Source organism: Bradyrhizobium sp. LMTR 3 (assembly GCF_001693485.1).
Classification (GTDB): domain Bacteria; phylum Pseudomonadota; class Alphaproteobacteria; order Rhizobiales; family Xanthobacteraceae; genus Bradyrhizobium.
The window spans coordinates 36,805-51,981 of the sequence record NZ_MAXC01000005.1; the positions used below are offsets into that span (position 1 = coordinate 36,805).

At 63.5% G+C, this 15,177-nt stretch carries 15 protein-coding genes; 4 read left to right on the forward strand and 11 right to left on the reverse strand.

The features are described from left to right. Positions 1 to 93: 93 nt before the first annotated feature. Positions 94 to 1,173, reverse strand: coding sequence for a tartrate dehydrogenase (locus LMTR3_RS05520; RefSeq protein ID WP_065744084.1), 1,080 nt, complete (start codon positions 1,171 to 1,173; stop codon positions 94 to 96). Positions 1,174 to 1,347: 174 nt separating this feature from the next. On the opposite strand from LMTR3_RS05520, the gene LMTR3_RS05525 reads away from it, so the two are divergent. The 4 genes from LMTR3_RS05525 to LMTR3_RS05540 all read left to right on the forward strand — a co-directional run bounded on the left by LMTR3_RS05525 (position 1,348) and on the right by LMTR3_RS05540 (position 5,756). Further along, positions 1,348 to 2,124 carry an SDR family oxidoreductase gene (locus tag LMTR3_RS05525; protein WP_065744085.1) on the forward strand — a complete coding sequence of 259 codons (777 nt, stop codon included), beginning with the start codon at positions 1,348 to 1,350 and terminating at the stop codon, positions 2,122 to 2,124. A gap of 201 nt (positions 2,125 to 2,325) precedes the next feature. Further along, positions 2,326 to 3,798, forward strand: coding sequence for an amidase (locus tag LMTR3_RS05530; protein WP_065744086.1), 1,473 nt, complete (start codon positions 2,326 to 2,328; stop codon positions 3,796 to 3,798). A gap of 30 nt (positions 3,799 to 3,828) precedes the next feature. Beyond that, a complete protein-coding gene (locus LMTR3_RS05535) occupies positions 3,829 to 4,494 on the forward strand; it encodes a sulfite oxidase-like oxidoreductase (protein WP_065744087.1) in 666 nt (221 codons plus the stop codon). A 38-nt stretch (positions 4,495 to 4,532) separates the two neighbouring features. Further along, positions 4,533 to 5,756: a bifunctional alpha/beta hydrolase/OsmC family protein gene (locus LMTR3_RS05540; protein WP_065744088.1), complete on the forward strand. Its 1,224-nt coding sequence runs from the start codon at positions 4,533 to 4,535 to the stop codon at positions 5,754 to 5,756. Between the two features lie 34 nt (positions 5,757 to 5,790). Here LMTR3_RS05540 and LMTR3_RS05545 read toward each other — a convergent pair whose 3' ends face one another. From LMTR3_RS05545 to paaX, 10 genes are all read right to left on the reverse strand, one after another. Then, complete coding sequence (locus tag LMTR3_RS05545) at positions 5,791 to 6,849, reverse strand: YeeE/YedE family protein (protein WP_176721822.1); 1,059 nt, start codon at positions 6,847 to 6,849, stop codon at positions 5,791 to 5,793. A gap of 234 nt (positions 6,850 to 7,083) precedes the next feature. Further along, a complete protein-coding gene (locus tag LMTR3_RS05550; RefSeq protein ID WP_065744089.1) occupies positions 7,084 to 8,103 on the reverse strand; it encodes a quinone oxidoreductase family protein in 1,020 nt (339 codons plus the stop codon). Positions 8,104 to 8,134: 31 nt separating this feature from the next. Further along, entirely contained in the window at positions 8,135 to 9,466 is a 1,332-nt protein-coding gene (paaK, locus tag LMTR3_RS05555; RefSeq protein ID WP_065744090.1) for a phenylacetate--CoA ligase PaaK, read from the reverse strand. A gap of 19 nt (positions 9,467 to 9,485) precedes the next feature. Beyond that, positions 9,486 to 9,944 (reverse strand): hydroxyphenylacetyl-CoA thioesterase PaaI, encoded by a 459-nt coding sequence (paaI, locus tag LMTR3_RS05560; RefSeq protein ID WP_065744091.1) that lies wholly within the window; start codon positions 9,942 to 9,944, stop codon positions 9,486 to 9,488. A gap of 255 nt (positions 9,945 to 10,199) precedes the next feature. Next, positions 10,200 to 11,279, reverse strand: a complete 1,080-nt coding sequence (gene paaE, locus LMTR3_RS05565; protein WP_065744092.1) for a 1,2-phenylacetyl-CoA epoxidase subunit PaaE — start codon at positions 11,277 to 11,279, stop codon at positions 10,200 to 10,202. 111 nt (positions 11,280 to 11,390) lie between these two features. After that, positions 11,391 to 11,894, reverse strand: coding sequence for a 1,2-phenylacetyl-CoA epoxidase subunit PaaD (paaD, locus tag LMTR3_RS05570; RefSeq protein ID WP_065744093.1), 504 nt, complete (start codon positions 11,892 to 11,894; stop codon positions 11,391 to 11,393). After that, positions 11,888 to 12,664 (reverse strand): 1,2-phenylacetyl-CoA epoxidase subunit PaaC, encoded by a 777-nt coding sequence (paaC, locus tag LMTR3_RS05575; protein WP_065744094.1) that lies wholly within the window; start codon positions 12,662 to 12,664, stop codon positions 11,888 to 11,890. The genes paaD and paaC overlap by 7 nt, the downstream gene beginning before the upstream one ends. 192 nt (positions 12,665 to 12,856) lie before the next feature. Next, the gene (paaB, locus tag LMTR3_RS05580) at positions 12,857 to 13,144 is read right to left on the reverse strand and encodes a 1,2-phenylacetyl-CoA epoxidase subunit PaaB (RefSeq protein ID WP_057844448.1); all 288 of its coding nucleotides are present in this window, start codon (positions 13,142 to 13,144) and stop codon (positions 12,857 to 12,859) included. Between the two features lie 11 nt (positions 13,145 to 13,155). Next, on the reverse strand, positions 13,156 to 14,148 hold the full coding sequence (gene paaA / locus LMTR3_RS05585) for a 1,2-phenylacetyl-CoA epoxidase subunit PaaA (protein ID WP_065744095.1): 993 nt from the start codon (positions 14,146 to 14,148) through the stop codon (positions 13,156 to 13,158). 75 nt (positions 14,149 to 14,223) lie between these two features. Next, complete coding sequence (gene paaX / locus LMTR3_RS05590; protein ID WP_065744096.1) at positions 14,224 to 15,093, reverse strand: phenylacetic acid degradation operon negative regulatory protein PaaX; 870 nt, start codon at positions 15,091 to 15,093, stop codon at positions 14,224 to 14,226. Between the last annotated feature and the right edge of the window lie 84 nt (positions 15,094 to 15,177).

Consider the following 15,177-nt stretch of genomic DNA (forward strand, 5'->3'; position numbering starts at 1 on the left):
CAGCGAGACGGATGAGGGGTCTGTCTCCGCGGAGAGAACCCCCTCCTCCGGCGCTTCGCGCCACCTTCTCCCACAAGGGGAGAAGGGAAGAAATCAATCCACCATCTCCGCCACCGCTTTGCCGCAGGCGACCGTATCCGCATTGCCGCCGAGATCGCGCGTGCGTAGCGTGCGTTCGCCCAGCGTACGCTCGATGGCGCCGACGATGGACTCCGCCGCCTGCTTCTCGCCGAGATGCTCCAGCATCATCGCGCCGGACCAGATCATGCCGATCGGGTTGGCAATCCCCTGCCCGGCAATATCTGGCGCCGATCCATGCACCGGCTCGAACACGGACGGAAAGTTACCTTCCGGGTTGATGTTGCCGGATGGCGCGATGCCGATGGTGCCGGTGCAGGCCGGGCCGAGATCGGAGAGAATGTCGCCGAACAAATTGGAGCCGACCACGACGTCGAACCAGTCCGGATGCAGCACGAAATTCGCGGTCAAGATATCGATGTGGTACTTGTCCCACTTCACGCCTGGATATTTCTTCGCCATCGCCTCCACGCGCGCGTCCCAATAAGGCATCGTGATCGAGATGCCGTTGGACTTGGTCGCCGAGGTCAGATGCTTCTTCGGCCGCGACTGCGCCAGCTCGAACGCGAATTTCAGGATGCGGTCGACGCCGGTGCGCGTCATCACCGTCTGTTGCGTGACGAATTCACGGTCGGTATCGGGGAACATGCGGCCGCCGACGGAGGAATACTCGCCCTCAGTATTCTCGCGCACCACCCAGAAATCGATATCGCCGGGCTTGCGGTTGGCGAGCGGCGACGGCACGCCGGGCATCAGCCGCACCGGGCGCAGGTTGACGTACTGATCGAACTCGCGCCGGAACTTGATCAGCGAGCCCCACAGCGAAACGTGATCGGGGATTTTCGCGGGCCAGCCGACCGCGCCGAAATAGATCGCATCATGATTGCCGATCTGCGCCTTCCAGTCCTCCGGCATCATCTCGCCATGCTTTTCGTAATAGTCCCAGGACGCGAAATCGAAATGATCGAAATGCACGGCAACGCCGTGCTTTTTCGCCGCCGCCTCCAGCACGCGCAGGCCCTCGGGGATCACTTCCTTGCCGATGCCGTCACCGGGAATGACCGCGATCCGATACTGCTTTTTGGCGCTGCTCATCGAGAGTTTCCTTGTTGTCTTGCCCGGCCGCTAATGCCGGTTATTCGATTGTCTTGCAATGGACCAATCCTGCCTGCCGCGCAACGCTGCACTGCAATGTTGACCGAGACGGCGCCCGCCGCTTACCAATTTCGCTGACCGTCTTCTACCCTCCTCTCACCACACGAGAATCCCATGGACCTGCATTTGCGCGGCAAGCGCGTCCTGATCACCGGCGCATCCAAGGGCATTGGCGCGGCCGCGGCCGAAGCCTTTGCCGAAGAAGGCTGCGACGTCATGCTGGCGGCCCGCAGCGGCGAGCAGTTGCAAGCGCTGACCGAGCGGCTGCGCTCGGCGCACCAGATCGGCGCGACCGCCCATGTCGTCGACTTGCGCAAGGGCGAGGACATCGCAAGGCTCGCCAAGGAAGCCGCCGATATCGACATTCTCGTCAACAATGCCGGCGATATCCCCGGCGGCTCGATCGACAAGATCGACGAGACGACATGGCGCCACGCCTGGGAGCTGAAGGTGTTCGGCTACATCAATCTCACCCGCGCGATCTACGCGCAGATGAAGGCGCGTGGCGGCGGCGTCATCGTCAACGACATTGGCGCGGCCGGCGAAAAGTTCGACGCCAATTACATCTGCGGCAGCGCCGGCAACGCGGCGCTGATGGCATTCACCCGCGCGCTCGGGGGAAAAAGCCTCGCCGACAATATCCGCGTGGTCGGCATCAATCCCGGCCCCGTCGGCACCGACCGCCATGTGACGCTCCTGAAGACGCGGGCGAAGAACCAGTTCGGCGACGAGAACCGCTACAAGGAATTCCAGAAGAACATGCCGCTCGGCCGCCCGGCGCATGCGCGCGAGATCGGTGACCTCATGGCGTTCCTGGCGTCGGATCGCTCGGGATATACGTCGGGGGTGATCTTTACGGTGGATGGCGGATATACGGCGGGGTGGGGTTAGGCCGCGCTGCACTGTCATTGCGAGGAGCGAAGCGACGAAGCAATCCACGTGTCCGCTTGTGGAGCTATAGATTGCTTCGCGGAGCCTGTCATCCGGCGGCGCTTTGCGCCGACCGGGTGGCTCGCAATGACGGCCTAGCTAGGCCGCCATGCATTATCTCCGGTCGGCCACTACTTCCATGCGTTTCCACTTTGCCGGAAAATGTTCTACAGCACGACCTGCGATCGAGAAAACCGAAGCAGGAGTATCGAAGTGGCTGATCAGGGGCTGGTGCGTGAGACGGCGGTTGCCATTGTCGGCAAGCTGAAATCGGGCGAGGTCACCCCACTCGACCTGCTCGACGTGCTGGAAAAGCGCATCGCCGAGGTCGACGGCAAGGTCAACGCGCTGCCGACGCTGTGCTTCGACCGCGCCCGCAAGCACGCCACCGCGCTGATGAACAAGCCCGTCGCCGAGCGCGGCCTGCTCGCCGGTCTTCCGATCCCGATCAAGGACCTCACCAATGTCGCCGGCGTCCTGACCACGCAGGGCTCACCGATCTACAGGGACAGCATTCCGGCAAACTCAGATATTCTGGTCAAGCATCTCGAAAACAATGGCGGGGTGATCTACGCGAAGTCGAACACGCCGGAATTCGGTGCCGGCGCCAACACCTTCAACGAAGTGTTCGGCCCGACGCGCAACCCTTTCGACACGTCACGCTCCGCCGCCGGCTCCTCGGGCGGCGCGGCGGTCGCGCTCGCGACCGGCACGGCCTGGCTGGCGCACGGCTCCGATATGGGCGGTAGCTTGCGCAATCCCGCGAGCTTCTGCGGCATCGTCGGATTGCGGCCAAGCATCGGCCGCGTCGCGCATACGGTAGCCGCGGCGGTCGATCGCAATCTCGGCGTCCAGGGCCCGATGGCGCGCAATGTCGAAGACATCGCGCTGCTGCTCGATGCCATGAGCGGCGAGCACCCCGCCGATCCGCTGTCGCTGCCGGTGTTGCCGAATTCGTTTCTCGCAGCCGTCCGCTCGGGCAATAAGCCGAAGCGCGTCGCCTATTCGCCCGATCTCGGCATCACGCCGGTCGACGCGGAAGTCGCCGCCGTCACCCGCAAGGCGGCGCAGCGCTTTGCGGAGCTAGGGGTCATCGTCGAAGAGGCTCATCCCGATTTGCGCGAGGCCCATGAATGCTTCCATGTGCTGCGCGCGTTCGACTTCGCGCTTTCCAAGGCGGCGCTGCTGCGCACGAAACGTGACCTGCTCAAGCCCGAAGTGATCTGGAATATCGAGGAAGGTCTGAAGCTGACGGTCGAACAGCTCGAACGCGCCGAGGCGCAGCGCGTCGCGATGACCGCGCGCACGCTGGAGTTCTTCGACAAATACGATCTATTGCTCGCGCCCGCCACGATCGTGCCGCCCTTCCCGGTCGAGAACCGCTACGTCGCCGAATGTGCCGGCAAGCAGTTCGACAATTATGTCGAATGGCTCGGCATCGTCTATGCAATCACGCTGGTGTGCTGTCCTGCTCTGTCATTGCCGTGCGGCTTCACGGCCTCGGGCCTTCCGGTTGGGCTGCAGGTGGTCGCGCCGCCGCGCGGCGAGGCGCAATTGCTTGCCGGAGCCAAGGTGCTGGAGGATATTCTGGGCGTGCGCGGCACGACGCCGATCGATCCGAGGGCGCCGAAGTAAACCAGGCGCGCTTACCGAGGGGCCCTTCACATGACCGATGAGAATGAGCCGCCGCCCGAGAGCAAGCTGACGCGCAGCAAGGAACGCTGGGCGCGAGAAGGCAAGTTCCTTACCGGGAAGACCTCCCGGCCTGAAGACCAACGGCTGCCGCCAGGGCAGCATCTGACCAGGGATTGGCCGACCCTCGATCTGGGACTGACGCCCAATATTTCGCGCGAACGCTGGCGGCTTGACGTCTACGGCGCAGTCGAAAAACCGATCTTCTGGGATTTTGCGCAGTTCACGGCCCAGCCGCAGAGCAAGTTCGTATCCGACATCCACTGCGTCACGACCTGGTCGCGCTACGACAATCAATGGGAGGGGCTGGCAACGCGCGACCTCCTGGACATCTGCCGGCCGCGCGAGGAAGCGCGCTTCGTGGTGCTGCACTCCCATGACGGTTACACTACCAATCTGTCGCTGGAGGATTTCGCCGCCGAGGATGCCCTGCTCGCCCATAGCTGGTCCGGTGCGCCGCTGGAGCAGGAGCATGGCGGCCCGGTGCGGCTCGTCGTGCCGCATCTCTATTTCTGGAAGAGCGCGAAATGGCTGCAGAGCATCGAGTTTCTGGCAGAGGATGCGCCGGGCTATTGGGAAGTACGCGGCTATCACAACCGCGGCGATCCGTGGGCCGAGCAGCGCTATTCAGGCGATTGAAGCCAATTCCGAGCGAGAACAGCCGAGGGAGAACAGCCATGCCGAGCGAACGCTTTCAATTCACCGGCGAAGGCGGCCATCAGCTTGCCGCTTCCCTCGATATGCCTGACAGCCCGGTGCAGGCCTACGCGCTGTTTGCGCATTGCTTCACCTGCGGCAAGGAAGTGCTGGCCGCGAAACGCATTGCGACGGCGCTCACCGCAAAAGGCATCGCGGTGTTGCGGTTTGATTTCACCGGGCTCGGCTCCAGCGAGGGAGAGTTCGCCAACTCGACCTTCTCCTCGAACGTTGCTGATCTCGTCCACGCCGCCGATCATTTGCGCGAAACCCGCACGGCGCCCGCGATCCTGATCGGCCATAGCCTGGGCGGCGCCGCGATCCTGGCTGCCGCCGGACAAATCCCGGAGGCAAAGGCGGTCGTTACGATTGCCGCCCCCTCCGATCCCGTGCATGTCACGCATCTCTTCAAGGATCGCCTCGACGATATCCGCACGCACGGCACGGTGGAGGTCCAGCTCGCCGGGCGGCCGTTTCACATCAAGCGCGAATTCCTCGACGACATCGCCGAACACAGCCTGGCGGCGCAGATCGCAAAACTTCACAAGGCGCTGCTGATCATGCATTCGCCGACCGACGACACGGTCGGCATCGACAATGCCACCAAGATTTTCGCTGCCGCCAAACATCCCAAGAGCTTTGTGTCGCTGTCGGGCTCCGATCATCTGCTGAGCGGCAAACCGGACAGCGCCTATGTCGCCGGCGTCATCGCCGCGTGGGCCGAGCGCTATATCGAGCCCGCCGCGGCGCAGCCTGTTTCTGCCACGAGCGACGCGCCACGCAACGTCGTGGTGCGTGAAACCCGCAACAGCAAATTCCAGCAGATCGTCGCCACAGGTCCCCATCAGATGGTGGCGGATGAGCCCGTTGCCGTCGGCGGCCAGGACAGCGGGCCCGGGCCGTATGATTTCCTGCTCGCCGGCCTTGGCGCCTGCACGTCGATGACGATGCGGATGTATGCCGACCGCAAATCGCTGCCGCTGGACCGCGTCACCGTGACGCTGAAGCACAGCAAGATTCACGCAAAGGATTGCGCCGAATGCGAGACGCGGGAGGGCATGCTGGATCAGATCGACCGGGTGATCTCGATTGAAGGCGCGCTCGACGCCGATCAGCGCACGCGGCTGATGGAGATTGCGGACAAGTGCCCGGTGCACCGGACACTGACGTCGAAGATACGGATCGTGACGAGGGCTGCGGATTGAGAAGTAACCTCTCTCCCCGCGAAGAGGGAGAAGATCAAACGGCCGCCAGCGGCCGAACCCGCAGCGCGCCGCGGAGACCGGCGGCGGTGCCGACGAGGATGCCGGCGAAGGCAATCAGCGACGCAAGCGCCAGCGTGGAAAATCCCGTCAACCCCTGCCCGATCGAGCAGCCGAATGCCATCACGCCACCGATGCCCATCAGCGCGGCACCACTGCCGGAGCGCAGCATGTGACGCGGCGACTGATAGCCTTCGAGTTGAAAGCGTCCGGTCAACAGCGCCGTCACGAGGCTGCCGGCGAACACGCCGAACACGGTGACGATGCCGAAATTGAGCGTCGAGCCCGTCGACAGCATGACATATTGAAGGGCGTCCGCGATCGGCGCGATGAAGGTGAGCGAGGTCACCGGCGTGGGATTGAAATCGTCGGCGCCGAGATAGCCGGTGGCAAACCAGCCCGCCGCCACCAGTAAGCCGATGACGAGACCCGCGGCGATCTGGCCCGGCGACCGCCGGAAAGCGGGATGCGCAAAGGCAAAAATGATCAGCGCGGCCGAGATGACCGAGGCGGCCAGCATGCGCGCGGCCGTTGCGCTCAGGCCTGCGGCGGCGAACAAGGCCGGCACCGAATTCGCCGTGGCCGTGGTCTGCGACGCCCCGACCATCGCGATGCGCGACGGGGCGATCAGGCCCTTCAGCGTCATCTGGGCGAAGATCGCCAGCACGACCACCACCACGAAGGAGCGGAGATTGCCGCGCCCGAGCAGCACCAGCGCGCGCGAGCCGCAGCCGTTCGACAGCACCATGCCGTAACCGAACAACAGCCCGCCGAAGAACATCACGGGCGCGGAGAATGACGGCTGCAGATAGATCGACTTGCCGACATCGACGAGGCCGCCCGCAGCCAGCAACTGCGTCATGGCCACCGCGACGCCGATCGCCAGCGCATAGGTGCGCACCAGCCGGCCATCGCCTTCAGCCCAAAAACCTCTGAGGCTACTGAGCAAGCAAAATCCGCTCAACAATCCGACCGATCCATAGACGAGACCGATCAGCAATCCGCTGATGACGACGATATTGGCACTGTCCAGCACTAGTGTTTCCCTGTTCCCGCGCGGCCGATGCAGCGGTTACCGCTCAAATAGGAAGCCATTTCAGCAGTTGCTAATATGTTGGAAATGTGCGCCCGTCCACGCCGCAACGATGCGGAGAATGAATCGCCCATCGAGGTCGGCGATGACGAAATAAAATCATTGCGCATGGGCGGGGTGCGGCAGGTTTATTCCCCATGAAAAATTTGAATCCCGCGCCTCCTGCGAATGCCTGTTTCAAGGCCGCAGGATCACCCGGTCGCGCGACGAGCCGGCGACCGCGAGGAACGCAGCGCGGGCCTGTTCCAGCGGATAGATCGCGGCCGGCTTGATCGGAAACGGCTTGAGATGCCCGCTGGCAAATCCAGGCCCGAGTTCCCGCAGCACCGCGCCGGTCGCGATCGACGACAGGCCGAGGGTATCGATGCCGACATAGGTGTGCTGGCCGCGATAGAACTCCAAAATATTGAACTGCACGATGCGCTCGATTGCAGCGATCAGGATCTGCCGCCCGCGCATCGCCAGCGATTGATGTGCGGCCTGGAAATAGGGATCGCCGACCGTGTTGAACACGATATCGGCGCCCTTGCCGCCGGTGAGTTCGCGCACGCGCGCCGCGACATCGGTTGCGGAAGCGTCGATGACTTCTACCTTTGAATTGGCGTGGCCTTCGTAGGGCTCGCTCTTGCGCACCACGCCGATCACCCGCGCGCCGTGCCAGCTCGCGATCTGCACCGCCGCCTGCCCGACCTTGCCGTTGACGCCCATGACCAGCAAGGTCTCGCCCGCCTTCGGAACGCCGGCGCGGCGCAAGCCTTCCATCGCGGTGACGAAGGGCACGCCGATGCCGGCCGCCTCTTCCCATGAAATGCCCTTGGGCTTCTCCACCACGGCGTCGGCTTCGACCACCAGATGCGTAGCGTGCGTGCCGTCCCGGCGAATACCGAGATCGCCGGACGAACCAAACACCTCGCGCCCGATCCAACCGTCCGGCCCATCGATGACAACACCCGCATAGTCGCGGCCCGGCGTGCGCGGAAACACCGCATAGGGCATCAGCCCGGTCGCCGCCTTGACGTCGGACGGATTGACCGCTGCAGCCTTGACCTCGATCAGCAACTCATCGCCGGCACGCGACAGCGCGTGCGTTTCGATGACGGGCGCAAGTGAGGCAGCGTCGGCGACCTTTGCCGGCAGGCGGACGCAGCGGGCCTGCACCGTGACAGGTCGAACATCGGAATTTTCGGCAACTGACATTAGAGAGTCCCGCTCGGCTTCTGAGCAGGAGTTACCCTTTCGGCCGCTTGTCGTAAACACGTTTCGCCTTGCCGAGCGAACGTTCCAGCGTTTCCGGCGCCACCGCCTTGATGCGCGCGGTGATGCCGATAGTGTTCTTGATGAACAGCGCAACCTTTTCGGCGTGCGCCTGCAAGCCGCTACCGTCCCAGCTTTCGGGACGGGCTTCGGCGAGCACGGTCATCTCGTCCATGCGCCCTTCGCGCGTCAGTTCGATGATGAAATGGCCGCCGCACCAGTCGGTCGCCAGCAACGCTTCCTCGATCTGGGTCGGGAATACGTTGACGCCGCGCAGGATGATCATGTCGTCGGAGCGGCCGGTGACCTTCTCCATGCGGCGCATGCCCGGGCGTGCGGTGCCCGGCAACAGCCGCGTCAGGTCACGGGTGCGGTAGCGGATGATCGGAAACCCTTGCTTGGTGAGCGAGGTGAATACCAGTTCGCCCTTCTCGCTGTCCGGCAACACCGCGCCGGTCTCGGGGTCGATCACCTCTGGATAGAAATGATCCTCCCAGATATGCAGGCCGTCCTTGGTCTCCACGCATTCCTGCGCCACGCCGGGACCGATCACTTCCGACAGCCCGTAAATATCGGTCGCGTCCATGTCGAAGGCCTGCTCGATCTCCACGCGCATTGCATTGGTCCAGGGCTCGGCGCCGAAGATGCCGAACTTCAATGACGACTGACGCGGGTCGAGCCCCTGCCGCCTGAACTCGTCGAGAATGGCCAGCATATAGCTCGGCGTCACCGTGATGATGTCAGGCTTGAAATCGTTGATCAGTTGCACCTGGCGTTCGGTCATGCCGCCGGAGACCGGCACCACGGTGCAGCCGAGTTTTTCCGCGCCGTAGTGCACGCCGAGTCCGCCCGTGAACAGGCCGTAGCCGTACGAATTGTGAATGATCATGCCGGTGCGGCCGCCTGCGGCGCGGATCGAGCGCGCCATCACTTCCGACCAGATATCGATATCGCCTTGCGTATAGCCGACCACGATCGGCTTGCCCGTTGTGCCCGAGGACGCGTGGACGCGGACCAGCTTTTCGCGCGGCACGGCGAACATGCTGAAGGGATAGTTGTCGCGGAGATCGGTCTTCGCCGTGAATGGGAATTTCGTGAGATCAGAGAGCTGCTTGAAATCGGAGGGATGCACGCCGGCCGCGTCAAACGCCTTCCTGTAATGGGCCACATTGTCGTAGGCGTGCCGGAGCGACCAGGCGAGGCGCTTGGTCTGTAGCGCCATGATCTCGTCGCGCGAGGCGCGCTCGGCCTCATCCAATTCAGCGCCGTAACCGCTTCCGCTGGATTTCAATCTTGCCATGGCCATGGCGTGTTCCTCTCGCTTGCTATTTTTGTTTGGTATCTTCGTCCGCGGCCGACAGCCACGTCCCGGCGACGGTGCGGGAATGGCCGCGGAATTCCGCAATCACGACATCGCCCGATGTGACGCGGACGTCATAGATCCCGGAGCGACCGTTGCGCGAAACTTCCCGCGCGGTTGCGACCAGCACGTCGCCGAGCTTGCCCGGACGGATGAAGGCGATGTCGCATTGCGCGGCAACCGCGCGCTCATTGCGGGAATTACAGGCAAAGGCGAAGGTGGAATCGGCGAGGAGAAAAATGAAGCCGCCATGGGCGATGCGCTGGCCGTTGACCATGTGCGGCTGCACCGTCATCGTCAGCGTCGCCTGCCCCGGCCCGACCTCGACAATTTTCATGCCGAGGCCCTTGCTGGCGTCGTCTTCCTTCCACATCGCCTCCGCGCAGGCGCGGGCGATCTCGTCGGGCGAAAGCGCGACGTTCATAGCGGGTTACCCGCTCTGCGAGACGGTTTCACGACGTTCTCTCCCTGTTACCGGGCTTGTTATCAAGCCTCGTTACGTAGTCGGTCAGTCTGGGAACGAAGCACCTGAGGTGTCAACGATCCCAAGTGTTTGCGTTAGCCATGTCCGTCATTCCGGGATGGTCCGAAGGACCAGACCCGGAATCTCGAGATTCCCCGATGCGCAATTGCGCATCTGAGGTCTGGTCCTTCGGACCATCCCGGAATGACGTTGTCGTCACACATGATCGTAGTCCACCACGACCTTGTCCGAGCACGGCCGCGCCTGGCAGGTCAGGATGAATCCCGCCTTCAGTTCCCACGGCTCCAGCGAATAGTTGACTTCCATCTGCGCCTCGCCCTCGACCAGCTTGGCGCGGCAGGTCGAGCACATGCCGCCCTTGCAGGCGAACGGCAGATCCATGCCGGCGCGCAATGCGGCGTCGAGAATGGCCTCTCCTTCGGCGACCGGCACCTCGCGGCGCTTGCCGTCGATGATCAGGGAGGCGATCGCCCTCGGCGGCGCGGACGGCTCGACAATCCTCTTCGCGCGCGGCTTGCCGCCGAATTCCGAGACAAAGCGCTCGACATGGATGCGATCCTCGGCAATGCCGATCTCGCGGCAAGTGGTCTCGATGTCCTCGCTCATACCCATGGGGCCGCAGATGAAGACGTGATCGACACTCGAGGCTGATACCAGCGAGCGCAGCAGCACGCGCACTTTCGCGCCATCGAGCCGGCCATGCAGGATCGGGATATCCTGCTCCTCGCCCGAGATGACGTGGAACAGCGACAACCGCTGCATGAAGCGGTCTTTCAGTTCCTCGAGTTCTTCGAGGAACAGCATGTTTGACGTCGTGCGGTTGCCGTAAAACAGGAAGAACCGGCTATTCGGCTCGCGCGCCAGCACGCCCTTGACGATCGACAGGATCGGCGTGATGCCGCTTCCTGCGGCAAATCCGACATAGACCCTCGCCTCATCCGGCGCAGGGGCGACGCCGAAGCGGCCGGTCGGCGTCATCACGTCGAGCTCGTCGCCGGCCTTCAATTCGTCTGCTGCCCAGTTCGAAAACGCGCCGCCATCGACCTTCTTCACCGCGATGCGCAACTCGCCGTCGTCAGGCCCCGAGCAGATCGAATAGGAGCGGCGCACTTCCTCGCCGTCCATCGTGGTACGCAAAGTGAGGTATTGTCCCGGCGCAAAACTGTAGTCGCCTTCCAGCTCCTTCGGGATCGCAAACGTAATCGACACCGCATCCACAGCCTCGCGACGGAGGTCGTTGACGGCAAGGCGGTGAAAGCGCGGCGCGACCGACATCAGCAGTCCCCTATCGTCATTGCGAGGAGCGCAGCGACGAAGCAATCCACACTTGTGTTGCTGCGGCTCCATGGATTGCTTCGCTTCGCTCGCAATGACGGCATAATGGCCTCAATGACACTTGAAATAATCAAAGGGTTCGCGGCAGGCCTTGCAACGCCACAGCGCCTTGCAGGAGGTCGAGCCGAACTCGGACAGCAGCTCGGTGTTTTGCGAGCCGCATTGCGGGCACGCCACCTGCTGTTCGCCGAACAGCGCGCGACGCGAGCGTGAGGCCTGCGGCGGGGCGATGCCGTATTCCCGGAGCTTGTTGCGGCCGTCGTCGCTCATCCAGTCCGTGGTCCAGGCCGGCGACAGCACGGTGCGGACCGTCGGGCGCGGCATTCCGGCGCGTTCCAGCGCCAGCTCGATTTCGAGCGCGATCATGTTCATCGCCGGACAGCCGGAGTAAGTGGGCGTAATCGCGACCTCAACGCGGCCGTCATGAACCTCAACCTCGCGCAGCACGCCGAGATCGGCGATCGTAAGCACCGGTATTTCGGGATCGACCACCTGTGCCGCCGCCTCCCAGGCGCGGCGGCGCAGATCGCTATCGCTGTGGATGGCCGTTACCATGTCGCCCCCGGAAACGTCCGCTGCATCGATTGTAATTCACTCAGGAGATGGCCGAGATGCTCGCTGTGCCGCCCACTGCGGCCACCCTGCTGCATCCACTTATTATCAGGCAGAACAAGCGTCGCTTCGTGGACGACATCCGATACCGCCTTCAGCCATTGCGGGCGCAAGGTAGCAGGGTCGATCGCAATGCCGGCATCGATCAGGCCGCGCTCGCTGTCGTCGACCTCAAACATCTCGCCGGTGAAAGCCCAGAGCTCGTCGATCGCTCCTTGCGCGCGGCGGTGGCTTTCCTCGGTGCCGTCGCCGAGACGGACGATCCATTCCGAGGAATGCCGGACGTGATAGGCGCTTTCCTTTTCCGACTTCGCCGCGATCGCCGCCAGCGTTGCATCGGTGGAACGCATCATCGCGCGCCAATAGAGATCGGCGAACGCAGCATAGAAGAACTGCCGCACCATGGTGCGCGCGAAATCGCCGTTCGGCTGTTCCAGCAGCAGGAGATTTCGGTACTGCCTGACGTCGCGGAGATAAGCGAACTTGTCCTCGTCGTTGCCCCTGCCCTCGACCTTGGCCGCGTAGGTATAGAGCTCGCGCGCCTGGCCGAGCAGATCGAGACCCATATTGGCGAGCGCCATGTCCTCTTCCAGCATCGGCGCATGGCCGCACCATTCCGACAGCCGATGGCCCAGGATCAACGCATCGTCAGCGCGGCGCAGGGTGTAGAGCACCAGCGGCGTTTCGGAGACGGTGATGTTGGCTGCGGCCATACTTTATTCCTGTCTATTCACATTCCGACCTCATCCTGAGGAGCGCCGAAGGCGCGTCTCGAAGGATGGGCTGCGAGTCCCGTTGCCGCCATCCTTCGAGACGCTTGCTTCGCAAGCTCCTCAGGATGAGGTCTGGGGCCTCATGGTTCGAGACGGCGCTGCGCGCCTCCTCACCGTGAGGGGAGAAAGAGTTCACATATGCCCGACTTCGTCGGGCACGTCGTAAAACGTCGGGTGCCGGTAGATCTTCGACTCCGCCGGCTCGAACATCATGCCTTTCTCGGACGGATCGGACGCCGTGATCGCGCTCGACGGCACCACCCAGATCGAGAGGCCCTCGCCGCGGCGGGTGTAGATGTCGCGGGCGGCCTGCAGCGCCAGCGTGGCGTCGGTGGCATGCAGCGAGCCGACATGCTTGTGCGCCAGCCCGTTGCGGCTGCGGATGAAAACTTCCCAGAGCGGAATGTTCGGCGTCGCCATCGTTGGTCTCCCTACTCAGCGGCCTGCAAGGCGGCGCGCTGCCGGCGTTTCTCGGCATAGGCCATCGCTGCTTCGCGCACCCAGGCGCCGTCCTCATGCGCCTTGCGCCGCGCCGCCAGACGGTCGCGGTTGCAGGGACCGTTGCCTGCCAGCACCTGCTTGAACTCGTCCCAATCAATCGCGCTGTATTCCCAATTGCCGTTCGCGTTCTGCTTCATGCCGGGATCGGGAATCGTAAGCCCCAGGAACTGGGCCTGCGGCACGGTGGCATCGATGAATTTCTGCCGCAGCTCGTCGTTGGAGAAACGCTTGATCTTCCACTTGGTCGAGGTGTCGCTGTGCTGGCTGACCTGGTCGGGCGGGCCGAACATCATCAGCACCGGCCACCACCAGCGGTTCAGCGCGTCCTGCGCCATCGCCTTCTGCTCGTCAGTGCCGCGGCACAGCGTCAGCATGATCTCAAAACCCTGGCGCTGGTGGAAAGACTCTTCCTTGCAGACGCGGATCATCGCGCGCGCGTAAGGACCATAGGAGCAGCGGCACAGCGGGATCTGGTTCATGATCGCCGCGCCATCGACCAGCCAGCCGATGGTGCCGATGTCGGCCCAGGTCAGCGTCGGATAATTGAAGATCGAGGAATACTTTGCCTTGCCCGCGAGCATCGCGTCGACCAGCTCTTCGCGCGAAGAACCGAGCGTCTCGGCGGCGGCGTAGAGGTAGAGGCCGTGGCCGCACTCATCCTGCACCTTGGCGAGCAGCGCCGCCTTGCGGCGCAGCGACGGCGCGCGGGTGATCCAGTTGCCTTCGGGCAGCATGCCGACGATTTCGGAATGCGCGTGCTGCGAAATCTGCCGCGTCAGCGTCTTGCGGTAGGCGGCCGGCATCCAGTCGTTGGGCTCGATGCGCTCGTCGGCATCGATGCGCGCCTGAAACTGCGCAGCCCGCGTGGCGTCCTCAATGTGGCGGTCGTCGCCGTCGGACGTGTTGAGCGCCTGCGTGTACATGGCGGACCTCCCGGAATTTATTGGGAGGAAATATATAACACAAATTATGATATGCAATATATTTCTGTAACATATCTACGGCCCGTCAAACCGCTTCGAAAGTTCCCCGCCGGGTTTCGGCAGGGACCCGCTTTCGTTGATCGCATGGCGGTCAAGCCACTGTTCGGACGCGGGAAGCAGCGCGCGATAGATCTCGCCACAGAGCGTTCGGGCGGCCCTGCCCGGCCAGTCCGCGGGCAATAGCGCGGTCGGCAGCAATGGGTCGCGCAGCACGACGCGACGGTAATGATGGATCAGGAGGATCCGTGCGGTGAACGCGTCGGCCTCGGTCAACCGCTCGCCGCGACCGAGCCAGCCGTGCAGCGGCTCGAAGGTCTTCATGAATTTCTGATAGGCGTCGGCGGTGCGATCGAGCGGCCAGCTTTCGCTGAGCAGACGCCGCCCGCTGTCGTCTTCCGCCGACACTTCGAGACGAATGGCGCCGGAGGCTTCCGCAGGCACCGGCACGCCCGACGGCGCCACCCATACGCCCGGTAGCGGACTGCCGAAACCAGCGTTCTTCAGCGCCTCGCGCGCGGCGTCGCGATCTCCGCCATTGCCGATCAGCAGCAGTTCAAATCGCCCGGTCCAGTCGGAGGCTGGCGGGCCGTATATGTGCCTGGTTGCGATATCAAATGTTTGCCGACCGCTCTGCACGAGCCGGTAGAAGCTGTTGCGACCGATTCTATTGCGCTCGAACCAGCCGTCGGCCGTCAGCCGCGACATCGCGGTGCGCACCACGCTGGCATCGATGTCGAGCTGCTCGAAAAATTCCAGCAGCGTACCGAGCCAGACCGAGCCGCCGCGCGGCACGATAGCATCGCCGAATACGGTGATGACGATCGATCCGGTGCGCGACGGTTCGCGCTTCAACTGCTGAATGATGCGGGCAAGCGGCGGCGACATGCGTCAAGGCATAGCGCGTTTTGCCGAGATGCAACAACGCTGATGCTGCAGCACGGCCGCATGGTTCGAGACGCGCTGCGCTGC